We start from the raw sequence: 17,014 nt of genomic DNA, 5'->3' as shown, positions 1-17,014 counted from the left end.
TGAGGTCAAAAGTAAGGATTATAATTTATTTCAATTGAGTTTTAACCTTAGAAAGTCTTTTTAAGCGAATTTACTTTATCGCTTCAATAAATTGCTGCATTTCTTTCATTGTTCCAATAGTAATTCTGGTCCATTTTCCGTTTTCTTCATAGATTTTGGTTCCCTCAATATTGTTGGCTTCTAATTGTTTAAAGAAATCCTTTTTATAATTTTCAAGAGAAAAATAAATAAAATTGGAATAAGAAGGAATGCAGGTTAAGTTAAGCTTCGTAAGTTGATCAATCGTATATTTCTTAACTTCTTCATTTAAAGAATAAACTTCCTTAATAAACTTTTCATCATTTAAAGATGCCATAGCAGCAGCTGTTGATACAACACTAACAGATAAATTTGGAGATGATTTTAAAGCGCTGAGTTCGTCAATAGTCGATGAAGCCGCAATGGCATAGCCTATACGTGCGCCGGCTAAACCATGCATTTTTGAAAAAGTTTTAGTGATAATTAGATTTTTGTTTTCAATTACAAGACTGCTTAATGATTGTTCTTTTGTGAAATCGATATAAGCCTCGTCTACAAAAACAATGGCATTTTTAGATGCTTCTTTTACAAAAGAAACTAACTCTTCGTGATCGCATATTGTACCTGTTGGATTATTTGGATTGCAGATATAAATCATTTTTGTATCTGAATCAATTGCTTTTAACATTGCCGCTAAATCATGTTTTTTATCTACAGTTAACGGAACCGTAATTTTTTTTATTCCTAATTTTTCAGAAGGAAATGTCCAATAGTTAAAGGTTGTTTCGGCAAGTATGTAATTTCCTTTTTTTAAAGCAGTATGTTGAAGAACCAAATCTAAAATTTCTGTTGAACCGGCACCTAATAAAATATTATTATCAGAAACATTATTCTTTTTTGCAATAAGAGAAATTAATTCTCCCGAAAGATTCCAACCGTATCGATTGCTGCTATTGATGCTTTTTTGCATGGCGGCGCGAGCGAGTGGAGAAGGACCATAAGGATTTTCATTTGATCGTAATAATATAGGAGATTTGTCTACATCTAAAGGAATATAATTTTCTGGCGAAGGATTTGCAAATGTTTCAAATGAAGTTAAACCTAATCCTATTGTGCCTAAACCTACTTGTTTTAACCAATTTCTTCTATTACTCATATTATTTTAAGAATTAAATTACACAATCTGTTATAATAGTATGTCGTTGAAATTGAAGAAAAGTTACGAAGGTTTTTTTTACCGCAAAGACGCAAAGACGCAAAGTTTACGCAATGAACGCAAAGCTTAGCGAACTTTGCGTAAACTTTGCGTCTTTGCGGTTAAATTACTTTCGAGAATCCAGCAACTCATGATATCGATCAGCAATAACCTTCATATTAATATCATAATTAGCATTTTCCTCTACAAATTTTCTATTTCGAATAATGGCCTCATTTCGAGATTCAGGATTCTCAAAAGACCAAATTAAGTCATTGGCAAGCATTTCAATATCGTCGATTGTAATTAACTGCCCATTTTCACGATGTGTAATCCAGCTTTGATTTCCAGCAATATCCGAAACTACAGGATAACAATTACTAGCCATAGCTTCAAATAATGATGCAGACACACCTTCGGTAATTGGCATACTGATATAAATATTCGATTGCTGTAATAATTTAGGAAGTTCAGTATTCGGGATTCTTCCTGTAAAAATCACTTTGTTTTCGACTTGAAGTTCTTTAGCCAAATCTTTTAAAAATTGCAATCTTGTTCCGTCGCCAACAATAGTCAGCGAAAAATCAATTCCTTTTTGATGTAAAATACTAAATGCTTTTAAAATAGAATCATGTCGATATTCCGGCTGTAACGAACGCGTCACAATCGCTTCAATTTTATTGGAATTGTTTGTTGAAGGTGTAAAAAGTGATAAATCAATCCCTTTCGGAAGAACCAAAACTTTGCTCATGTCAACGCCAATTTCTTTCATAGAAATGGTCATAACTGGTCCCCAGGCATGAATTAAATGCGCTTTTTTGAAAGCATATTTCTGAATAAACTTTTTAAATGGATATAAAACAGAATCTTCCGGCCATAAATCAGTTCGGCCTTGTTGCGCGATTGCAATAGTTTTTGAACCAGACAAAGCAGCAAGAAATCCGTAACTTGTAGTTCTTTCCGCAATAACCATATCTGGTTTTTTATTTCTGATTATTTTTCGAATAGAAATAGGAGCGAAGAAATATTCTAAAATACGTTTGAATCGGTTAAGTTTTGAATTACTCGGAGATTGAAGTTCCCAGGTGATAATTTCAAAATCGCCAAATTCTTTCAGGCCTTTCATCCATGTTATAGCATCGGCGCGGTACGATTCTCCAAGAAAAAGTATTTTTCTTTTCATTGAAATGAGTTTTTTTTTCGCCACAGATTTCACAGATTAAAAGGATTTATAGAAAAGTTGCCACGAATTACACAAATTTCCACAAATTTTTAATTGTGATTGGTTTAGCTTTGACAAAGTTTTAAGCTTTGTCAAAGCTATTAATTCGTGAAAATTCGTGAAATTCGTGGCAAAAAAAATCATTTTAATCTGTGAAATCTGTGGCAGATAAAATTAAGATTCATCAGTGTCTAAAGCACGATTTATGAATTCGTTTAAAGGTTTTAAAGCAATCAGTTTTTTACTCATTTTTGAAACGAAGTCCTTTTGAGTCACTTCAGAAATATCATATTTTTGAGAAGCTGTAAAACTTTTCAGCTTTAAAAATTCAATTGCCGGATGATCTTTTTCATAACCTCTCGGCGGATTTTTAAGCGAATTATTTTCGTCAAAATCTAAATTTCCAAATTCTTTCTTAAAGTCTTTATTGGCTACAATTGCTTCCAAATCGTCATGGAAAAAAGCAATTTCTTTGCGGACTTTTTTCAAATCTTCCGCTTCAGGCGAATAAAATCCACCAGCTATAAAACTAGCGCCTTTTTCAATGTGAACATAATATCCGGAACGGTTTAAGCCTTTTGCGCCAGATGAAAGCCAAACACCTAAATGTGCTTTATAAGGAGATTTATCTTTAGAAAAACGAATATCTCGGTTAATTCTAAACGTACAATTTTTAACCTCTAATAATTCCAGCGAAGGATCAAGCGGTTTCATTACATCCAGAAAATCGCTCACTAATTGATGATAATCTTTTTTGAAGATTTCATAACGCTTTTTATTGTCCTGAAACCAATCTCTATTGTTGTTCTTTTTTAAATCGTCTAAAAATTGCAATGATTCTTTCGTAAGCATATTTCTTAATTTATTGCAGTTGTTTTTTTAAATCTTGTTCACTTATAAAACCCGTTTTTTTCCATATTCCTTTTGTGGTGTGATACAAAGCCAGAGTAGGAAGCTGGTCAATTTTTAATTGAGTTGCTAAGGTCTTATTTTGATCAACATCAATTCTTATAATAGTCACTTTATCGGCCATGTTTTTTTGCATTTCTAAAATGTAAGGCTCCATTTGTTTGCACGGGCCGCACCATTCGGCATAAAAATCGACTAAAACTTTTTTGTCTGTATGTACGAGATTATTAAATTCCTCCATTGTCATTCCAATCTGAGCATCTGACGGTTTTGACAATCCTTCCTCGCTCCAGCTTAAAAAGCCTCCGTCTAACTCGTAAACTTTTGAAAAACCTAATTCGTTTAATTTTTTAGCCGCTTTTTTGCTTCTTCCTCCACTTAAACAATATACAAAAACAGGTTTCGATTTATCATAAAGAGCAGCTTTCGATTCAAAATCTTCGCCGTTCCAGTTTACATTTGCAGCATTTTCAATATGTTCTGATGAAAATTCATCTGGAGTTCGAACATCTAAAATTTGTGGATTTTCGGTGTTTTTGATTTTATCTGCAAAATTCTTTGCATTTACAGATTCAAAAGAAACTGTTTTTTCTTTGTTGCACGAAAGCAGCAAAATTGAAACAAGCAGAAATAAAATTTTGGGGAATTTCATAGTCTTTATTTTAAAAATGATTGTTGCTAAAGTAGTGATTTTTCATTTTTGAATTTCAAATTGATGTTTTTCTTTTGCCACGACCCGAGCGATAGCNNGATAGCGAACAGGCGAAGCAATTTCACGAATTAGCACGAATTTTTTAATTGCTGTTGACTTCGCAGAACTTTGACAAAGTTCAAAACTTTGTCAAAGTTTTACGTCCCGTTAATTTTAAATTCGTGCTAATTCTTGAAATTCGTGGCAAACATTGAATCACAAATTAAAAACCTTATAACTCTGATGCGTCATTTTTACAATAGCTTCGGTACGTTCAGGATGCGTGTCTGAAATAAAAAGCTGTCCAAAAGTTTCACTATTTACCATTTCTACAATTTTGGCAACACGGGTTTCGTCCAGTTTATCAAAAATATCATCAAATAATAAAATAGGTTTTACACCGCTTTGTTTTTTTAAAAACTCAAACTGAGCCAGTTTTAACGCAATCAAAAAAGATTTTTGCTGTCCCTGCGATCCGAATTTTTTTATGGGATGCGAATCAATTTCAAAAGATAAATCGTCTTTGTGAACTCCAGAACTTGTATAATGCAGCGCACGGTCTTTATTGATGTTTTCCTGTAAAAGTGTCAATAAATCTTTTTCGAATAAATGACTTTCATAAACCAATTGAACCGTTTCTTCAGAACCCGTTATGGTTTGATGATGTATATTAAATATAGGTATAAATTGTTCCAGAAAATCTTTTCGCTTTTCAAAAATCGATTTTCCGTATTCATTTAACTGCTCATTATATATAGATAAGGTATCATTATCAAAAGTATGATTGAGCGCAAAATATTTCAAAAGTGCATTTCGCTGCACAATTACTTTTTGATATTGAATAAGCTGATGCAGATAAGTCGAATCTAACTGCGAAATAACACTGTCCATAAATTTACGGCGTGTTTCGCTTCCTTCAACAATTAAATCTCGGTCGGCCGGAGAAATAATTACGAGCGGAATAAAACCAATATGATCTGAAAATTTATCGTAAGCCTTTCCGTTTCTTTTTAAAACCTTCTTTTGTCCTTTTTTTAAACTGCAGACAATTTGTTCTGTTCTGTCGTTTTTTTCTAATTCGGCATCAATAACAAAAAACTCTTCTCCGTGTTTGATATTTTGAACCGCCAGCGGATTAAAATAACTTTTTCCGTAAGCCAAATGATAAATGGCATCCAGCACGTTGGTTTTTCCAATTCCGTTTTTTCCAACAAAACAATTGATCTTGATGTCGAAATCAAAACTGGCTTCAGCGAAATTTTTATAATTGAATAAAGATATTTTGTTTAAATGCATTTTTAAGAGACGCTAAAAAGGTAAAATTTGATGCTTTTCTATTAATTCGCTGTCTTTTTTCTGTCACTCCCGATAGCTATCGGGATAAAATGATTAAAAAGATTTTTTTACAGAGACTCTTTAATCTGTGTAAATCCCTGAAATCAGTGGCAAAAAAAAGTTTTAGCTCAAAAAAAGTGTTATTTGAAATCATCAAAAATTTGAGGGTGCAAATTATCGAAAATTATCGATATAAAGGACTTTTGGTGCGTTTCAAGTTGATTTATTTTGGTGCTGATGCGAAAGGAGTTAGCGTTATTAAAAATATTTGTTTTAAAATAGTGATAAATTTGATTTTTTATGCCACAGTTTCAAGAAAAATTTTATTTTTGCCGTTCACTAAATTAATTTTAAATGGCTACTTACAATAAAAGAGGATATAAAGCACCAAAAGAGAAGGAAGTTAAAGAAGTAAATGAAGAACAACAGGTAATCATTGACGAAAAAGACAGCACAACAGCTGGTGTTTTTTCTAAATTAGACGAAACTGCTTCAAGAACGGAGGATTGGGTTGCTAAAAATCAAAAAATCATTATTGGTTTAGTTGCTGGTATTGCAGTTGCTACTATTGGTTATTTGGCTTACCAAAAATTTATTGAAAATCCTAAACAAGACGAAGCTGCAAACGAAATGTTTGTTGCACAACAGAACTTTCAAAAAGCTGTTGATGGTGTTGCAAGTGATTCATTATATAAATTAGCATTAAACGGATCTGAAGGTAAATTCGGATTTGTGAAAATCGCTGACGAATATTCTGGAACTGACGCTGGAAATTTAGCAAATTACTATGCTGGTATGGCATATTTAAATACAGGTAAATTTGATGATGCTATTAAGTATTTAGGAGAATTTAAATCAGATGATTTAATCTTAAGTGCTTTATCAAAAGGAGCAATTGGAGATGCTTACTCTCAAAAAAACAATCAAAAAGAAGCTTTAGACTATTATGTAAAAGCTGCTGAAGCTAACAAAAACGATTTTACAACACCTCGTTTCTTGTTAAAAGCTGCTAAAACGGCTATCGCTTTAGGTCAAAAAGAAGACGCTTTAAAATATCTAAACGATATTAAAGACAACTTCGATGCAACTCCAGAAGCTGGTGCTGTTGATGCTTTGATTGGATTAGCACAATAAAAAATTTTAGACTTTAGATTTAAGATTGTAGATTTGTATTTTAAGAATCTAAATTCTAAAATCAAAAATCTAAAATATTAAAGATGGCTACCGAAAATAAAAATTTATCAGAATACGATAAAAACACAATCCCAAATGCGAAAGACTTTCGATTTGGGATTGTTGTTTCTGAGTGGAACGATGTTATAACAGAAGGACTTTACAATGGCGCTTTTGACGCACTAGTTGATTGTGATGTTCCTGCGCAGCAAATTATTCGCTGGAATGTACCAGGGAGTTTTGAGCTTATTTATGGCGCAAAAAAAATGCTTCAAACGCAAAATGTTGATGCAGTAATCGTAATTGGATGTGTAATTCAAGGAGAGACTAAACATTTTGATTTTGTTTGTGAAGGTGTAACGCAGGGAATTAAAGATTTGAATGTTCAAACTGATATTCCGGTTATTTTTTGTGTTTTAACAGATAATAACATGCAGCAGTCTATTGACAGAAGCGGCGGTGTTCACGGAAACAAAGGAACCGAAGCTGCAATTGCTGCCATAAAAATGGCATACATTCGCCAGCAAGCTTCAATTTCGCATCCTTTTAATCAACCTTTATTGACTTCTGGAGCACTTCAGATAGAAGATTCTCCAAGAAAAATAGAGAACGAATAAAAATATCTATGGATGAGTTTTTCTGTAAAACAAGAGTCTTTTGGGCAATTTCTAGAATTCTGTTAAGTGTTTTTATTTTCTGGAGTTCCTTTAATATATTAGAACGTTATCCAGATTCTTCAGATTCTCCAATAAGTATGTTTATTTGGGTTTATGCAGTTTGTATCGCAATAGTTGCTATTAATGAATTTAGAGAAGAAGATTCTAATAGATTTTTTCTCTTTATAGTAGGTATAAGCTCATTCATATTTGCTCTTTTTCTTGTTTATATGACTCTTGGTCGTCTAAAACCCGGATATGGAATATTGCTTTTTGTAACTTTTGTCTGGCTGGTTTTAGTAGGATTAAAAGATATACTAGGAAATCACTTTTATATTACAGAATAAACACATTTGTTTTAAAAATATTAAAACCTATACTGTGTCACAATAGTATAGGTTTTTTGTTTTTTTTATGATTTCACATATTTAAAAAGCCAGTAGAAATTCACTAAATTTGTGCTGCTTGGTTTAGATTTAAATCAAAAATCTTAAATCGTTAATCTACAATCTAAAATTTTCAATGTCGAGTATTATTCAATTACTTCCTGATCACGTTGCTAACCAAATTGCTGCTGGAGAAGTGGTTCAAAGACCCGCTTCAGTCGTAAAAGAGCTGTTAGAAAATGCTGTTGATGCAAAGGCAACTGATATTAAATTGATTATAAAAGATGCCGGCAAATCATTAGTTCAGGTTATTGATAACGGTGTAGGAATGACCGTTACAGATGCACGTTTGTGTTTTGAACGTCACGCTACATCAAAAATTCGTCAGGCCGAAGATCTATTTTCCCTTGCTACAAAAGGTTTTCGCGGAGAAGCACTAGCTTCTATAGCGGCAATTGCGCATATGGAAATGAAAACAAAACAAGAGCAGGACGAACTCGGAACTCATATTATTATTGAAGGAAGTAAATTTGTTTCGCAGGAAGTGGCAGTTTTGCCAAAAGGAACATCATTTGCTGTTAAAAACCTGTTTTTTAATATCCCAGCGCGTCGTAATTTCTTAAAATCAGATACAGTTGAATTTCGCCATGTTATGGATGAATTTCAGCGTGTAGCTTTGGCACATCCAAATATTCATTTTAGTTTTTATCATAACGGAAGCGAATTGTATAATCTTCCCGCAGCAGGATATCGTCAGCGTATCGTTGGGATTATGTCTGGTAAAACCAATGAAAAATTAGTTCCTGTAAATGAAGATACAGAAATTATAAACGTTCAGGGATTTGTCTGCAAACCAGAATTTGCCAAGAAAAATAGAGGAGAACAATTCTTTTTTGTAAACGACCGTTTCATCAAAAGCGGTTATCTGCATCATGCGGTTATGGCAGCTTACGACGGACTTTTGAAAGATGGTTCTCAGCCAAGTTATTTCTTATATCTGCAAGTACCACCAAATACAATCGATATCAATATTCATCCCACAAAAACCGAAATTAAGTTTGATGATGAACAAGCCTTATATGCTATTTTAAGAGCTTCGATTAAACATAGTTTAGGTCAGTTTAATGTGGCTCCGGTTTTAGATTTTGACAGAGATTCAAATTTAGATACACCTTATCATTATAAAGATGTAGAAGCAGAAGTACCAACAATTCAGGTTGATGGAACTTTTAATCCGTTTACAGATGATAAAACGAATCAGCATTATGCAAAAGCGGGTTCAGGATCAAGTTCTGGTTATAGCTCTGGATCTTCTTCTTCAAATTCATCTTCGTCTTATTCAGGTTATTCAAAAAGAGTAGAACCAACAGTAAGCTGGGAAAGTTTGTATGTTGGATTAGATGTAGAAAATGTAGAAAGTATTGAAAGTTCACCCTTTACATTCGAAAACGAAGAAGTAACCTCTTCTTTATTTAATGATGATGAAGTTGAACAGGCAACTCAAAAAACGTATCAAATTCATAAAAAATATATCGTTTCTCCAATAAAATCAGGAATGATAATTGTTGATCAGCAGCGCGCGCATCAACGTATTTTATACGAACATTTTTTGTTGAATATGACTGTGAATCAGGCTTCAAGTCAGAAATTGCTTTTTCCTTTAGATTTATTTTATTCTTCTACAGAAATGAAATTAATCGAAGAATTAAAACCTTCGTTAGAAACAACCGGATTTATTTTTGAAGAAGCCAAAACAGATCATATTGTAATTTCGGGAATTCCGGTAAACATTACCGAAAGCGAAGTTTCTCTTGTAATCGAACAATTATTAAGCGATTTGGAAGACGGAATTCCGGCAAGTAGTTACAGTCAAAATGATACCATTGCTAAATCAATGGCAAAAAGTTTAGCGGTTAAAACCGGATCTTATTTAACCGAGAAAGAACAAGACAATCTAGTAAACGGTTTGTTTGCTTGTAAAGATCCTAATATTTCACCTTTTCAAAAACCTACCTTCATTACCATGCGTGTTGAAGATATAGATAAAAAGTTTGCCTTATGATGAATATGACTCCAGTGGTTAAACAACTGCTAATTATTAATATTATATTTTTTATTGGCGCTCAGTTAGTGCCAGTTTCGTATGAATATTTTTCATTATATTATCCGGAAAGTAATGATTTTAGGGCTTGGCAGATCATTACGCATATGTTCATGCATGCGCCATTACCAAACTTTGCTCATATTTTATTTAATATGTTCGCATTATATAGTTTTGGTTCTCCGTTAGAGCATTTTTGGGGAGGTAAGAAGTTCTTGTTTTTCTACATTTCCTGCGGACTTGGAGCAGCATTGCTTCATACAGGAGTGAATTACCTGCAATTACAGTCTATTTTAGATTCTGTCTCTAATTTGAATTTATCAAAATCAGAACTTCATTTAATTTTAAATGCAGATTATCAGTCTTTATTTGATTCCAGTGGTAAAATGGTACAAGGGGATATTGCAGCTATTTTAAATAAAGCACATTGTACTCAAGAACAATTTAATGCTTTGGCACAAGCTGGTGGAATTATGCAGTCTCCAGTTTTAGGAGCTTCTGGAGCAATTTATGGTTTATTAACGGCTTTTGCTTTTATGTTTCCTAATGCGCAGCTTGGTTTGATTTTTATTCCAATTCCAATCAAAGCGAAATATTTTGTGCCTGGAATTTTAGCAGTAGATTTATTTTTAGGATTTAAAGGAAGTTCATTATTCGGAAGCGGAGGAACAGGAATTGCTCATTTTGCACATATTGGTGGTGCGGTTGCTGGTTTTTTAATGATGTTATACTGGAAAAAAAATCAGTTTAATAACAATCGATGGAATTAATTTTTAACTTTAATTAAATTTAAAAACCAAAAGAAGACTTTATGAATATTCTTGACGATTTGAAACTTCAATATAAATTAGGCGGCATTGCGATGCGGGTTATTTATTGGAATGTTGCCTGTTTTCTTATTTCTTTAGTTTTTTTCTGGCCGAATTTTGCTGGGGCATTTGCTTACCCAAATTGGCTGGCTCTGTCTTCAGATCCACAAGTCTTTTTGTTTAAGCCTTGGACATTTTTAACTTACGCTTTTTTTCATTTCGATTTCTGGCATCTGTTATTTAATATGTTGGTTTTAAACTTTGCAAGTAATTTGTTTTTGACTTTTTTTAATCAAAAACAATACTTGGGTCTATATCTTTTAAGTGCTCTTTTTGCCGGAGTTGTTTTTGTCTTAAGTTTTTATGTTTTAGGGACTTCTGCTTCAATAGTTGGGGCATCGGCTGCAATAATGGCAATTTTAGTTGCTGCTACGACCTATTCTCCATTAATGAATGTTCGTTTGCTTTTATTTGGAAACGTAAAGCTTTGGCATATAACGGCTGTAATCTTGGTTTTAGATTTAGTGCAATTACGTTCTGGCAATATGGGCGGACATATTTCGCACTTGGCTGGTGCATTCTTTGGATTTGCCTATATAAAATTACTTCAGAATGGTACTGATTTAAGTATTATTGTTTCTAGAACATTAGATTTCTTTGCAAATCTTTTTAGAAAATCCCCAACGACCCCATTTACAAAAGTTCATAAAAATTACAAAAAACCTACAGAAAAAGCTACATCAAGAATTGTTACAAAAGACAAAACGCAGCAGCAAATTGATGAGATTTTAGATAAAATCAGCCAGTCGGGATACGATTGTCTGACAAAAGAAGAAAAAGAGTTTTTATTTAAAGCAGGAAAATAATCCTTAGCAAGAAAATATGAAAAACCTTTCGTGGTTTAATAAAATAATGTTCTTTTTGAATATAGTACTGACTGTGCTCACATTTAGTGTCTATATTTTACCGTTTTTAGCACCTAAGAGCTTTCCGCTTTTATCGGTGCTTACTTTGTTCATGCCGGCCTTTTTTGTTGCAAATGGGCTCTTCTTTTTATATTGGGCAATTCAGTTTAAAAAACGACTTATTTTATCTGGTTTGGTTTTGCTTACCGGAATTACTTTTATCAGCAAATTCTATAAATTCTCTGCAAAAGAATATGTAAAAGACGAAAGAGATTTTTCTGTAATGAGTTATAACGTACGTCTTTTTAATGTTTTCAAATGGCTGGACCGTGATGATATTCCGGAAAATATTAAAACATTTATAGATGAAAAAGATCCTGATATCTTGTGTGTTCAGGAGTATTCAAACTCCGCGCATTTAGATTTAAAAGTGTATCCGCACCGTTATATTTTTATTGAAGGAAACCAAATTAAGACCGGACAGGCTATTTTTTCTAAATTCCCTATTATAAACGAGGGAAATATTATTTTTCCAAAATCAGATAATAATGTGGTTTATGCTGATATTAAACGCGGGAAAGACATTATACGTGTTTATAATATGCACTTGCAGTCTATTAAAATTTCTCCTGACGTAAGTGAGATTTCTGATGATATTGATAAAGTAAATCAACAGAAATCACAGCGTATTTATGCCCGAATCAGTAAAGGGTTTACGCAGCAGCAGGAGCAGGCCGAAATTTTTAAGGAGCATATAAAGCAATGTAAATACCCGATTATTATTTGTGGAGACATGAATAACAGTCCGTTTTCATACGTTTACCGAAATATTAAGGGAAAACTTAAAGATGCTTTTGAAGAAGCCGGAGAAGGCTTTGGGGCAACTTATAAATTTAAGTATTATCCAGCCCGAATCGATTATATTTTCACCGATACTAAAATGAAAGTAAAGCAGTTTGAAAGCTTTTCTGATTTCGAAAACTCAGATCATTATCCAATAATGACGAGACTTTCGATTGATCAGTTTTAGTTAAAAGTTATGAATTATGAATNNNNATTCATAATTCATAACTTTTAACTCATATTATTTTCTGAGTTTTTAAATAATCCATTGCAAACTTACCTTCATTAAAAAGTAAATCTAAAACACTTAAATTATTGATGAAACCATGTTTGTCATCAAAAACCTGAGTGTATTTTTCAAAAGAATTTTGATCTTTTTTTCCGTTTGCTAAATATCTAAAATCAGAAATATTTTCAACTTCATGAAAATATTCAGCCGTTTTACCAAATTCTAATTTCATTCGTAAACACTTTGTAACTGTATCAAAAACTTCCATGTTTAAATCCATCAGGAAAGTATGTTTCTTTTCGAAAATAGGCACGATATCGTCTTCAAAATACTCAAAGAACGGAGAACTTCTGTAAGCAGCTTCTAAGGATTTAAAATGCTGTTTCTGCCAGTCAAATTCATTTTCGATCAATACATCTTTTGTCTTCTGATGTGCAGATTTAGAATGCTTAACAGGAATATTTAATAATTGAATTCCATTCGGACTATAGATATAAGTTCTGTTTCTATTCGTCTGCTTTTGAAAATTATCTTCCATTTCAAAAGTTATATTCTCAGATTGAGCCATAACTGCAAAGTGGCTAATTGATGGGAAATATGTAGGAAGTAATAGGGAATTCATTTGATTTTTGTTTTAAAAGTTTCAGGTTTCAAGTTTCACGTTCGCAAAGAACCTGAAACTTGAAACCTGAAACAAAAATAACATTTTTTATTTTTTATGCTTTATTCTGTTTTCTTTTTCTCCAGAAGAATTCTCCAACAAAGTATAGTGCAAGAATAATTAGGAAATATTTGAAATACGATTGCGGTTGTCCTTCACCGTCAACAGTAGTGAAAACTCTGCTCCAGCGAATTTTGTTGATACCTTTTCCGTTTGTATCCCAGCTCATCCAAATGAAAACCGGTTTTCCTACGATATGATTTTCCGGAACGTAACCCCAATAACGACTATCTTCAGAGTTGTGACGATTGTCTCCCATCATCCAATAGTAATTTTGTTTGAAGGTGTAAGTGTTAGTTTCTTTACCGTTTATGATAAATTTAGAACCGCTTAACTCTAAAGTGTTTCCTTCGTAATTTGTGATGATTTCTTTGTAAAACGGAAGAGATGTATTGGTTAAAGCAACTGTTTTACCAGCTTCAGGAATATAAATTGGGCCAAAATTATCCTGGTTCCATTTGTTGATGTGCGGGAAAAGAGCATTGTCATTTCCTTTGTCAATTTCTCTTTTTACAGCAGTAACACCCGGAGTGTTTCTCAAACGTTCAGCGCTTGCATCTGTCAAGGCTCTAAAATAAAGCGTGTCTCTTTTTTCAGATCTAAAACCTGCAGGATCTGTAATATCTAATTCTTTAAATAAAGATTCAAAATCAATAGATGTTTTGCCGTCTAAAGCCACAGAATAAGAATATTGTGGTTTTGCTCTTTCCGGTAAAATAAGTTTTTTTCCGTTAATGAATACAAAGCCGTCTACAACTGATAAACTGTCGCCAGGAATACCAACGCATCTTTTTACATAATTTGATTTCTTATCGATTGGCTTAATAACGCCCGGTCTTCCTTTTGGCTCATAAAAATAATGTACCGTGTCAACCGGCCAGTTGAATACCACAATGTCATTTCTTTTTATTTGTTCAAAAGCAGGAAGTCTGAAATATGGCAGTTGAGGCCAGCTTAAATAAGATTTTCTTTTCGTTAATGGAATAGAGTCATGAACCATTGGTAATGCAACCGTCGTCATAGGAACTCTTGGACCATAATTTAACTTACTTACAAACAAGAAATCTCCAATTAATAACGATTTCTCTAAGGAAGAAGTTGGGATCGTATAAGGCTGAATAACGTAAGTGTGTACTAAAGTTGCAACAATAATTGCAAAAAGTAAAGAGCTTACCGTATCAGCTGTTTTGTTTTCAGGAGTTAATTTTCTGTCAGCGTTATATTCTAATTTCTGTGTATAATTTACATAGTAGATATAAAAGCCGAGAGTAAAAATTCCTAAAATAGTGTCTAAAGTTGATTTTTTACCAAAGGTTCTAAGTGTTTCAACCCAAACAACCGGAAACATAATCAAGTTGATAATTGGAATGAAAAGTAATAATGTCCACCAGGTTGGTCGGCCGATAATTTTCATTAAAACAATTGAATTATATACCGGAATTGCCGCTTCCCAGCTTTTTCTTCCTGCTGTTTGATACAATTTCCAAGTACCAACGAAATGAATAATTTGAACAGCTAAGAAAAATACGAACCAAGAGTAAAGAGTCATAATATAGTATTTTAAGTTTCAAATTCGGGATTGAATATTTGTTTAATCCAGAACTTTTATCAATTTATTGTAAGTTTAATACATCTTTCATAGTGAAAATTCCCTGCTTTCCGGCAAGCCATTCTGCAGCGATAACAGCACCAAGAGCAAAACCTTCACGATTGTGAGCGGTATGTTTAATTTCAATGCTGTCAATAGCTGAATCGTAGTTTACGGTATGTGTACCCGGAACTTCTCCAATTCTTTTAGCTTCAATATGAATTTCACCTTTTTTTGCTTCATCTAAAGTCCAGTTAGAATAGTCACTGTTTTGAATAACACCTTGCGCTAAAGAAATCGCAGTTCCGCTTGGAGCATCCAATTTATGAATGTGGTGAATTTCTTCCATCGTAACTTTATAAGAATCAAATTGATTCATGATTTTGGCTAAATATTCATTTAATCCAAAGAAAATATTTACTCCCAAACTGAAATTTGAGCTGGAGATAAAACCTCCTTTTTTCTCGTTGCAAAGAGCAATCATTTCATCGTAATGTTCTAACCATCCGGTTGTTCCGGAAACTACAGGAACATTAGCATTAAAAGATGCAGAAATATTGTCGACTGCCGCTGACGGAACGCTAAAGTCAATCGCAACATCTGCAGTCGAAAGTCCGTCGTATGTGTTGAATTCGTCTTTCTTTAAAACAATTTCATGACCTCTTTCTAAAGCAATTCGTTCGATTACTTTACCCATTTTTCCGTATCCTAAAAGCGCAATTTTCATTTTGTATGTATTTGTGAATTTTTAAATAGAAGAAACTACTTAAAAACGATAATTAAAAGTTAGTCCGACGTTTGGTTTAAATGTTACATCGGCGGGATAAATTTCTGGACGAAGTGATAATCTTTCGTTTACGTTAAATTGAATCAAAGCTGCATCAACATTGGCATCAATAATGTTTAAAACGTAAAATCCAACAACAAATAAGGCAGATAAATCTCTGTTTCGCTGATAAAATTTCTGACCGGCAATAAGTCTGCTGTCATCTAAAAATTTATATTTATCATCATTATAGCCTTCAAGTCTTCGTTTGTAGGCATCACGATAATCATGATATTTTTTATTGTTATCAATGTAAAAGTATAAACTCGTACCAATTGCTCCGTAAACTAATGGAACTTTCCAGTATTTTTTATTGTATACCTGACCCAAGCCAGGTAAAATAGCCGAGTAAAAAGCAGCCTTTGCAGGCGTAAGCGGATCTATTTCTATTAATGCAGTTGTGTCTTTAACGACTAAAACCGTGTCTTTTTTTACCTGGGCAAAAAGAGAAACGGTTCCTATGAGAAAGAACAATAGACTTATGGGGACAATTTTATTCACTATCCGTTTATTAATTTTATAATTCGATTAAAGTCGGCTTCAGAATTAAAAGGAATTGTGATTTTTCCTTTTCCGTTACCAGCGACTTTTATATCAACTTTCGAACCAAAATAATCATTAAAAGTATTTTTTTGTGTTTCTCTAACCACAAATGAAGATTCAGCTTTAGGTTTTCCTTCTGCTTTTGGCTGCTGACCTTCGTGATAATTTTTAACTAAGGCTTCAGTTTCACGAACAGATAAATTTTGACTTACGATTTTTTGGTAAATATCAGTCTGAACGTCTAAATCTTCAATATTAATGATAGCACGACCGTGTCCCATACTAATGAAACCATCGCGAATACCAGTTTGAATAATTGGATCCAGTTTTAAAAGACGTAAATAATTGGCAATTGTAGAACGTTTTTTTCCAACGCGCTCGCTCATTTGCTCTTGTGTTAATTGAATTTCATCAATTAAACGCTGGTAAGAAAGTGCAATCTCGATTGGGTCTAAGTCATGACGCTGAATATTTTCAACTAATGCCATAACAAGAGACTCATTGTCGTTAGCAATACGAATGTAAGCCGGAACATGAGTTAAGCCAACTAAAGTTGAAGCGCGTAAACGACGTTCTCCAGAAATTAACTGGTATTTATTAAAGTCTAATTTTCGAACAGTAATAGGTTGAATTACACCAAGTTCTTTAATAGAAGTGGCTAATTCGCGTAATGATTCTTCATTAAAATTGCTTCTAGGCTGAAACGGATTTATTTCGATAGCACTTATTTCAAGCTCAATAATATTTCCAACAACCTTATCAGCATTTTTGTCTTCTACTGATGTAATGTCGTTTTCCGGATCTTTTAATAACGCTGATAATCCTCTTCCTAAGGCTTGTTTTTTAATTGCTTTTGTCATAAAA

At 33.0% G+C, this 17,014-nt stretch carries 18 protein-coding genes; 8 read left to right on the top strand and 10 right to left on the bottom strand.

Translation table 11 applies throughout. The features are described from left to right. Positions 1-70: 70 nt before the first annotated feature. From B3C18_RS03500 to recF, 5 genes are all read right to left on the bottom strand, one after another. Positions 71-1,174, bottom strand: coding sequence for a pyridoxal phosphate-dependent aminotransferase (locus B3C18_RS03500; protein ID WP_291142448.1), 1,104 nt, complete (start codon positions 1,172-1,174; stop codon positions 71-73). Between the two features lie 166 nt (positions 1,175-1,340). Then, positions 1,341-2,396 carry a glycosyltransferase family 4 protein gene (locus B3C18_RS03495; RefSeq protein WP_291142445.1) on the bottom strand — a complete coding sequence of 352 codons (1,056 nt, stop codon included), beginning with the start codon at positions 2,394-2,396 and terminating at the stop codon, positions 1,341-1,343. Between the two features lie 213 nt (positions 2,397-2,609). Beyond that, positions 2,610-3,287 carry a DUF2461 domain-containing protein gene (locus tag B3C18_RS03490; RefSeq protein WP_291142442.1) on the bottom strand — a complete coding sequence of 226 codons (678 nt, stop codon included), beginning with the start codon at positions 3,285-3,287 and terminating at the stop codon, positions 2,610-2,612. Between the two features lie 10 nt (positions 3,288-3,297). After that, positions 3,298-3,996: a thioredoxin domain-containing protein gene (locus tag B3C18_RS03485; RefSeq protein ID WP_291142439.1), complete on the bottom strand. Its 699-nt coding sequence runs from the start codon at positions 3,994-3,996 to the stop codon at positions 3,298-3,300. Positions 3,997-4,251: 255 nt separating this feature from the next. Further along, on the bottom strand, positions 4,252-5,331 hold the full coding sequence (recF, locus tag B3C18_RS03480) for a DNA replication/repair protein RecF (protein WP_291142436.1): 1,080 nt from the start codon (positions 5,329-5,331) through the stop codon (positions 4,252-4,254). A gap of 146 nt (positions 5,332-5,477) precedes the next feature. Between recF and B3C18_RS03475 the strand changes: the two genes are divergently transcribed. The 8 genes from B3C18_RS03475 (at position 5,478) to B3C18_RS03440 (ending at position 12,430) form a co-directional block, all read left to right on the top strand. Continuing rightward, positions 5,478-5,741 (top strand): hypothetical protein, encoded by a 264-nt coding sequence (locus tag B3C18_RS03475; protein WP_291142433.1) that lies wholly within the window; start codon positions 5,478-5,480, stop codon positions 5,739-5,741. After that, a complete protein-coding gene (locus B3C18_RS03470; protein WP_180860657.1) occupies positions 5,725-6,504 on the top strand; it encodes a tetratricopeptide repeat protein in 780 nt (259 codons plus the stop codon). The genes B3C18_RS03475 and B3C18_RS03470 overlap by 17 nt, the downstream gene beginning before the upstream one ends. 83 nt (positions 6,505-6,587) lie before the next feature. Further along, positions 6,588-7,160, top strand: coding sequence for a 6,7-dimethyl-8-ribityllumazine synthase (gene ribH / locus B3C18_RS03465; RefSeq protein ID WP_291142428.1), 573 nt, complete (start codon positions 6,588-6,590; stop codon positions 7,158-7,160). Positions 7,161-7,168: 8 nt separating this feature from the next. Further along, positions 7,169-7,546, top strand: a complete 378-nt coding sequence (locus B3C18_RS03460; RefSeq protein ID WP_291142425.1) for a hypothetical protein — start codon at positions 7,169-7,171, stop codon at positions 7,544-7,546. 175 nt (positions 7,547-7,721) lie between these two features. Then, entirely contained in the window at positions 7,722-9,647 is a 1,926-nt protein-coding gene (gene mutL, locus B3C18_RS03455; RefSeq protein WP_291142420.1) for a DNA mismatch repair endonuclease MutL, read from the top strand. Continuing rightward, positions 9,644-10,456, top strand: a complete 813-nt coding sequence (locus B3C18_RS03450) for a rhomboid family intramembrane serine protease (protein ID WP_291142417.1) — start codon at positions 9,644-9,646, stop codon at positions 10,454-10,456. The genes mutL and B3C18_RS03450 overlap by 4 nt, the downstream gene beginning before the upstream one ends. Positions 10,457-10,497: 41 nt before the next feature. Beyond that, entirely contained in the window at positions 10,498-11,361 is an 864-nt protein-coding gene (locus B3C18_RS03445) for a rhomboid family protein (RefSeq protein WP_291142414.1), read from the top strand. Between the two features lie 46 nt (positions 11,362-11,407). Continuing rightward, on the top strand, positions 11,408-12,430 hold the full coding sequence (locus tag B3C18_RS03440) for an endonuclease/exonuclease/phosphatase family protein (RefSeq protein WP_291142913.1): 1,023 nt from the start codon (positions 11,408-11,410) through the stop codon (positions 12,428-12,430). 49 nt (positions 12,431-12,479) lie between these two features. Here the strand turns inward: B3C18_RS03440 and B3C18_RS03435 are convergent, their stop codons facing one another. The 5 genes from B3C18_RS03435 to B3C18_RS03415 all read right to left on the bottom strand — a co-directional run bounded on the left by B3C18_RS03435 (position 12,480) and on the right by B3C18_RS03415 (position 17,010). Continuing rightward, positions 12,480-13,094: a WbqC family protein gene (locus B3C18_RS03435; protein ID WP_180860636.1), complete on the bottom strand. Its 615-nt coding sequence runs from the start codon at positions 13,092-13,094 to the stop codon at positions 12,480-12,482. 94 nt (positions 13,095-13,188) lie between these two features. After that, complete coding sequence (gene lepB, locus B3C18_RS03430) at positions 13,189-14,742, bottom strand: signal peptidase I (RefSeq protein WP_291142408.1); 1,554 nt, start codon at positions 14,740-14,742, stop codon at positions 13,189-13,191. Positions 14,743-14,806: 64 nt separating this feature from the next. Then, positions 14,807-15,508 (bottom strand): 4-hydroxy-tetrahydrodipicolinate reductase, encoded by a 702-nt coding sequence (dapB, locus tag B3C18_RS03425; RefSeq protein WP_053472388.1) that lies wholly within the window; start codon positions 15,506-15,508, stop codon positions 14,807-14,809. 39 nt (positions 15,509-15,547) lie between these two features. After that, entirely contained in the window at positions 15,548-16,108 is a 561-nt protein-coding gene (locus B3C18_RS03420; protein WP_291142403.1) for a DUF5683 domain-containing protein, read from the bottom strand. Beyond that, complete coding sequence (locus B3C18_RS03415) at positions 16,108-17,010, bottom strand: ParB/RepB/Spo0J family partition protein (RefSeq protein ID WP_053472386.1); 903 nt, start codon at positions 17,008-17,010, stop codon at positions 16,108-16,110. The genes B3C18_RS03420 and B3C18_RS03415 overlap by 1 nt, the downstream gene beginning before the upstream one ends. Positions 17,011-17,014: the final 4 nt, after the last annotated feature.

The sequence above is a fragment of the Flavobacterium sp. UBA7680 genome, from assembly GCF_002482975.1.
Lineage (GTDB): Bacteria > Bacteroidota > Bacteroidia > Flavobacteriales > Flavobacteriaceae > Flavobacterium.
Note: the sequence above shows the minus strand (reverse complement) of the source record. Positions and strands in the feature narration are given on the sequence as shown.

Coding starts and splice junctions, on each gene's coding strand:
- B3C18_RS03500 (WP_291142448.1), bottom strand. CDS start 1,174: ATGAGTAATAGAAGAAATTGGTTAAAACAAGTAGGTTTAGGCACAATA.
- B3C18_RS03495 (WP_291142445.1), bottom strand. CDS start 2,396: ATGAAAAGAAAAATACTTTTTCTTGGAGAATCGTACCGCGCCGATGCT.
- B3C18_RS03490 (WP_291142442.1), bottom strand. CDS start 3,287: ATGCTTACGAAAGAATCATTGCAATTTTTAGACGATTTAAAAAAGAAC.
- B3C18_RS03485 (WP_291142439.1), bottom strand. CDS start 3,996: ATGAAATTCCCCAAAATTTTATTTCTGCTTGTTTCAATTTTGCTGCTT.
- recF (WP_291142436.1), bottom strand. CDS start 5,331: ATGCATTTAAACAAAATATCTTTATTCAATTATAAAAATTTCGCTGAA.
- B3C18_RS03470 (WP_180860657.1), top strand. CDS start 5,725: ATGGCTACTTACAATAAAAGAGGATATAAAGCACCAAAAGAGAAGGAA.
- ribH (WP_291142428.1), top strand. CDS start 6,588: ATGGCTACCGAAAATAAAAATTTATCAGAATACGATAAAAACACAATC.
- B3C18_RS03460 (WP_291142425.1), top strand. CDS start 7,169: ATGGATGAGTTTTTCTGTAAAACAAGAGTCTTTTGGGCAATTTCTAGA.
- mutL (WP_291142420.1), top strand. CDS start 7,722: ATGTCGAGTATTATTCAATTACTTCCTGATCACGTTGCTAACCAAATT.
- B3C18_RS03450 (WP_291142417.1), top strand. CDS start 9,644: ATGATGAATATGACTCCAGTGGTTAAACAACTGCTAATTATTAATATT.
- B3C18_RS03445 (WP_291142414.1), top strand. CDS start 10,498: ATGAATATTCTTGACGATTTGAAACTTCAATATAAATTAGGCGGCATT.
- B3C18_RS03440 (WP_291142913.1), top strand. CDS start 11,408: ATGTTCTTTTTGAATATAGTACTGACTGTGCTCACATTTAGTGTCTAT.
- B3C18_RS03435 (WP_180860636.1), bottom strand. CDS start 13,094: ATGAATTCCCTATTACTTCCTACATATTTCCCATCAATTAGCCACTTT.
- lepB (WP_291142408.1), bottom strand. CDS start 14,742: ATGACTCTTTACTCTTGGTTCGTATTTTTCTTAGCTGTTCAAATTATT.
- dapB (WP_053472388.1), bottom strand. CDS start 15,508: ATGAAAATTGCGCTTTTAGGATACGGAAAAATGGGTAAAGTAATCGAA.
- B3C18_RS03415 (WP_053472386.1), bottom strand. CDS start 17,010: ATGACAAAAGCAATTAAAAAACAAGCCTTAGGAAGAGGATTATCAGCG.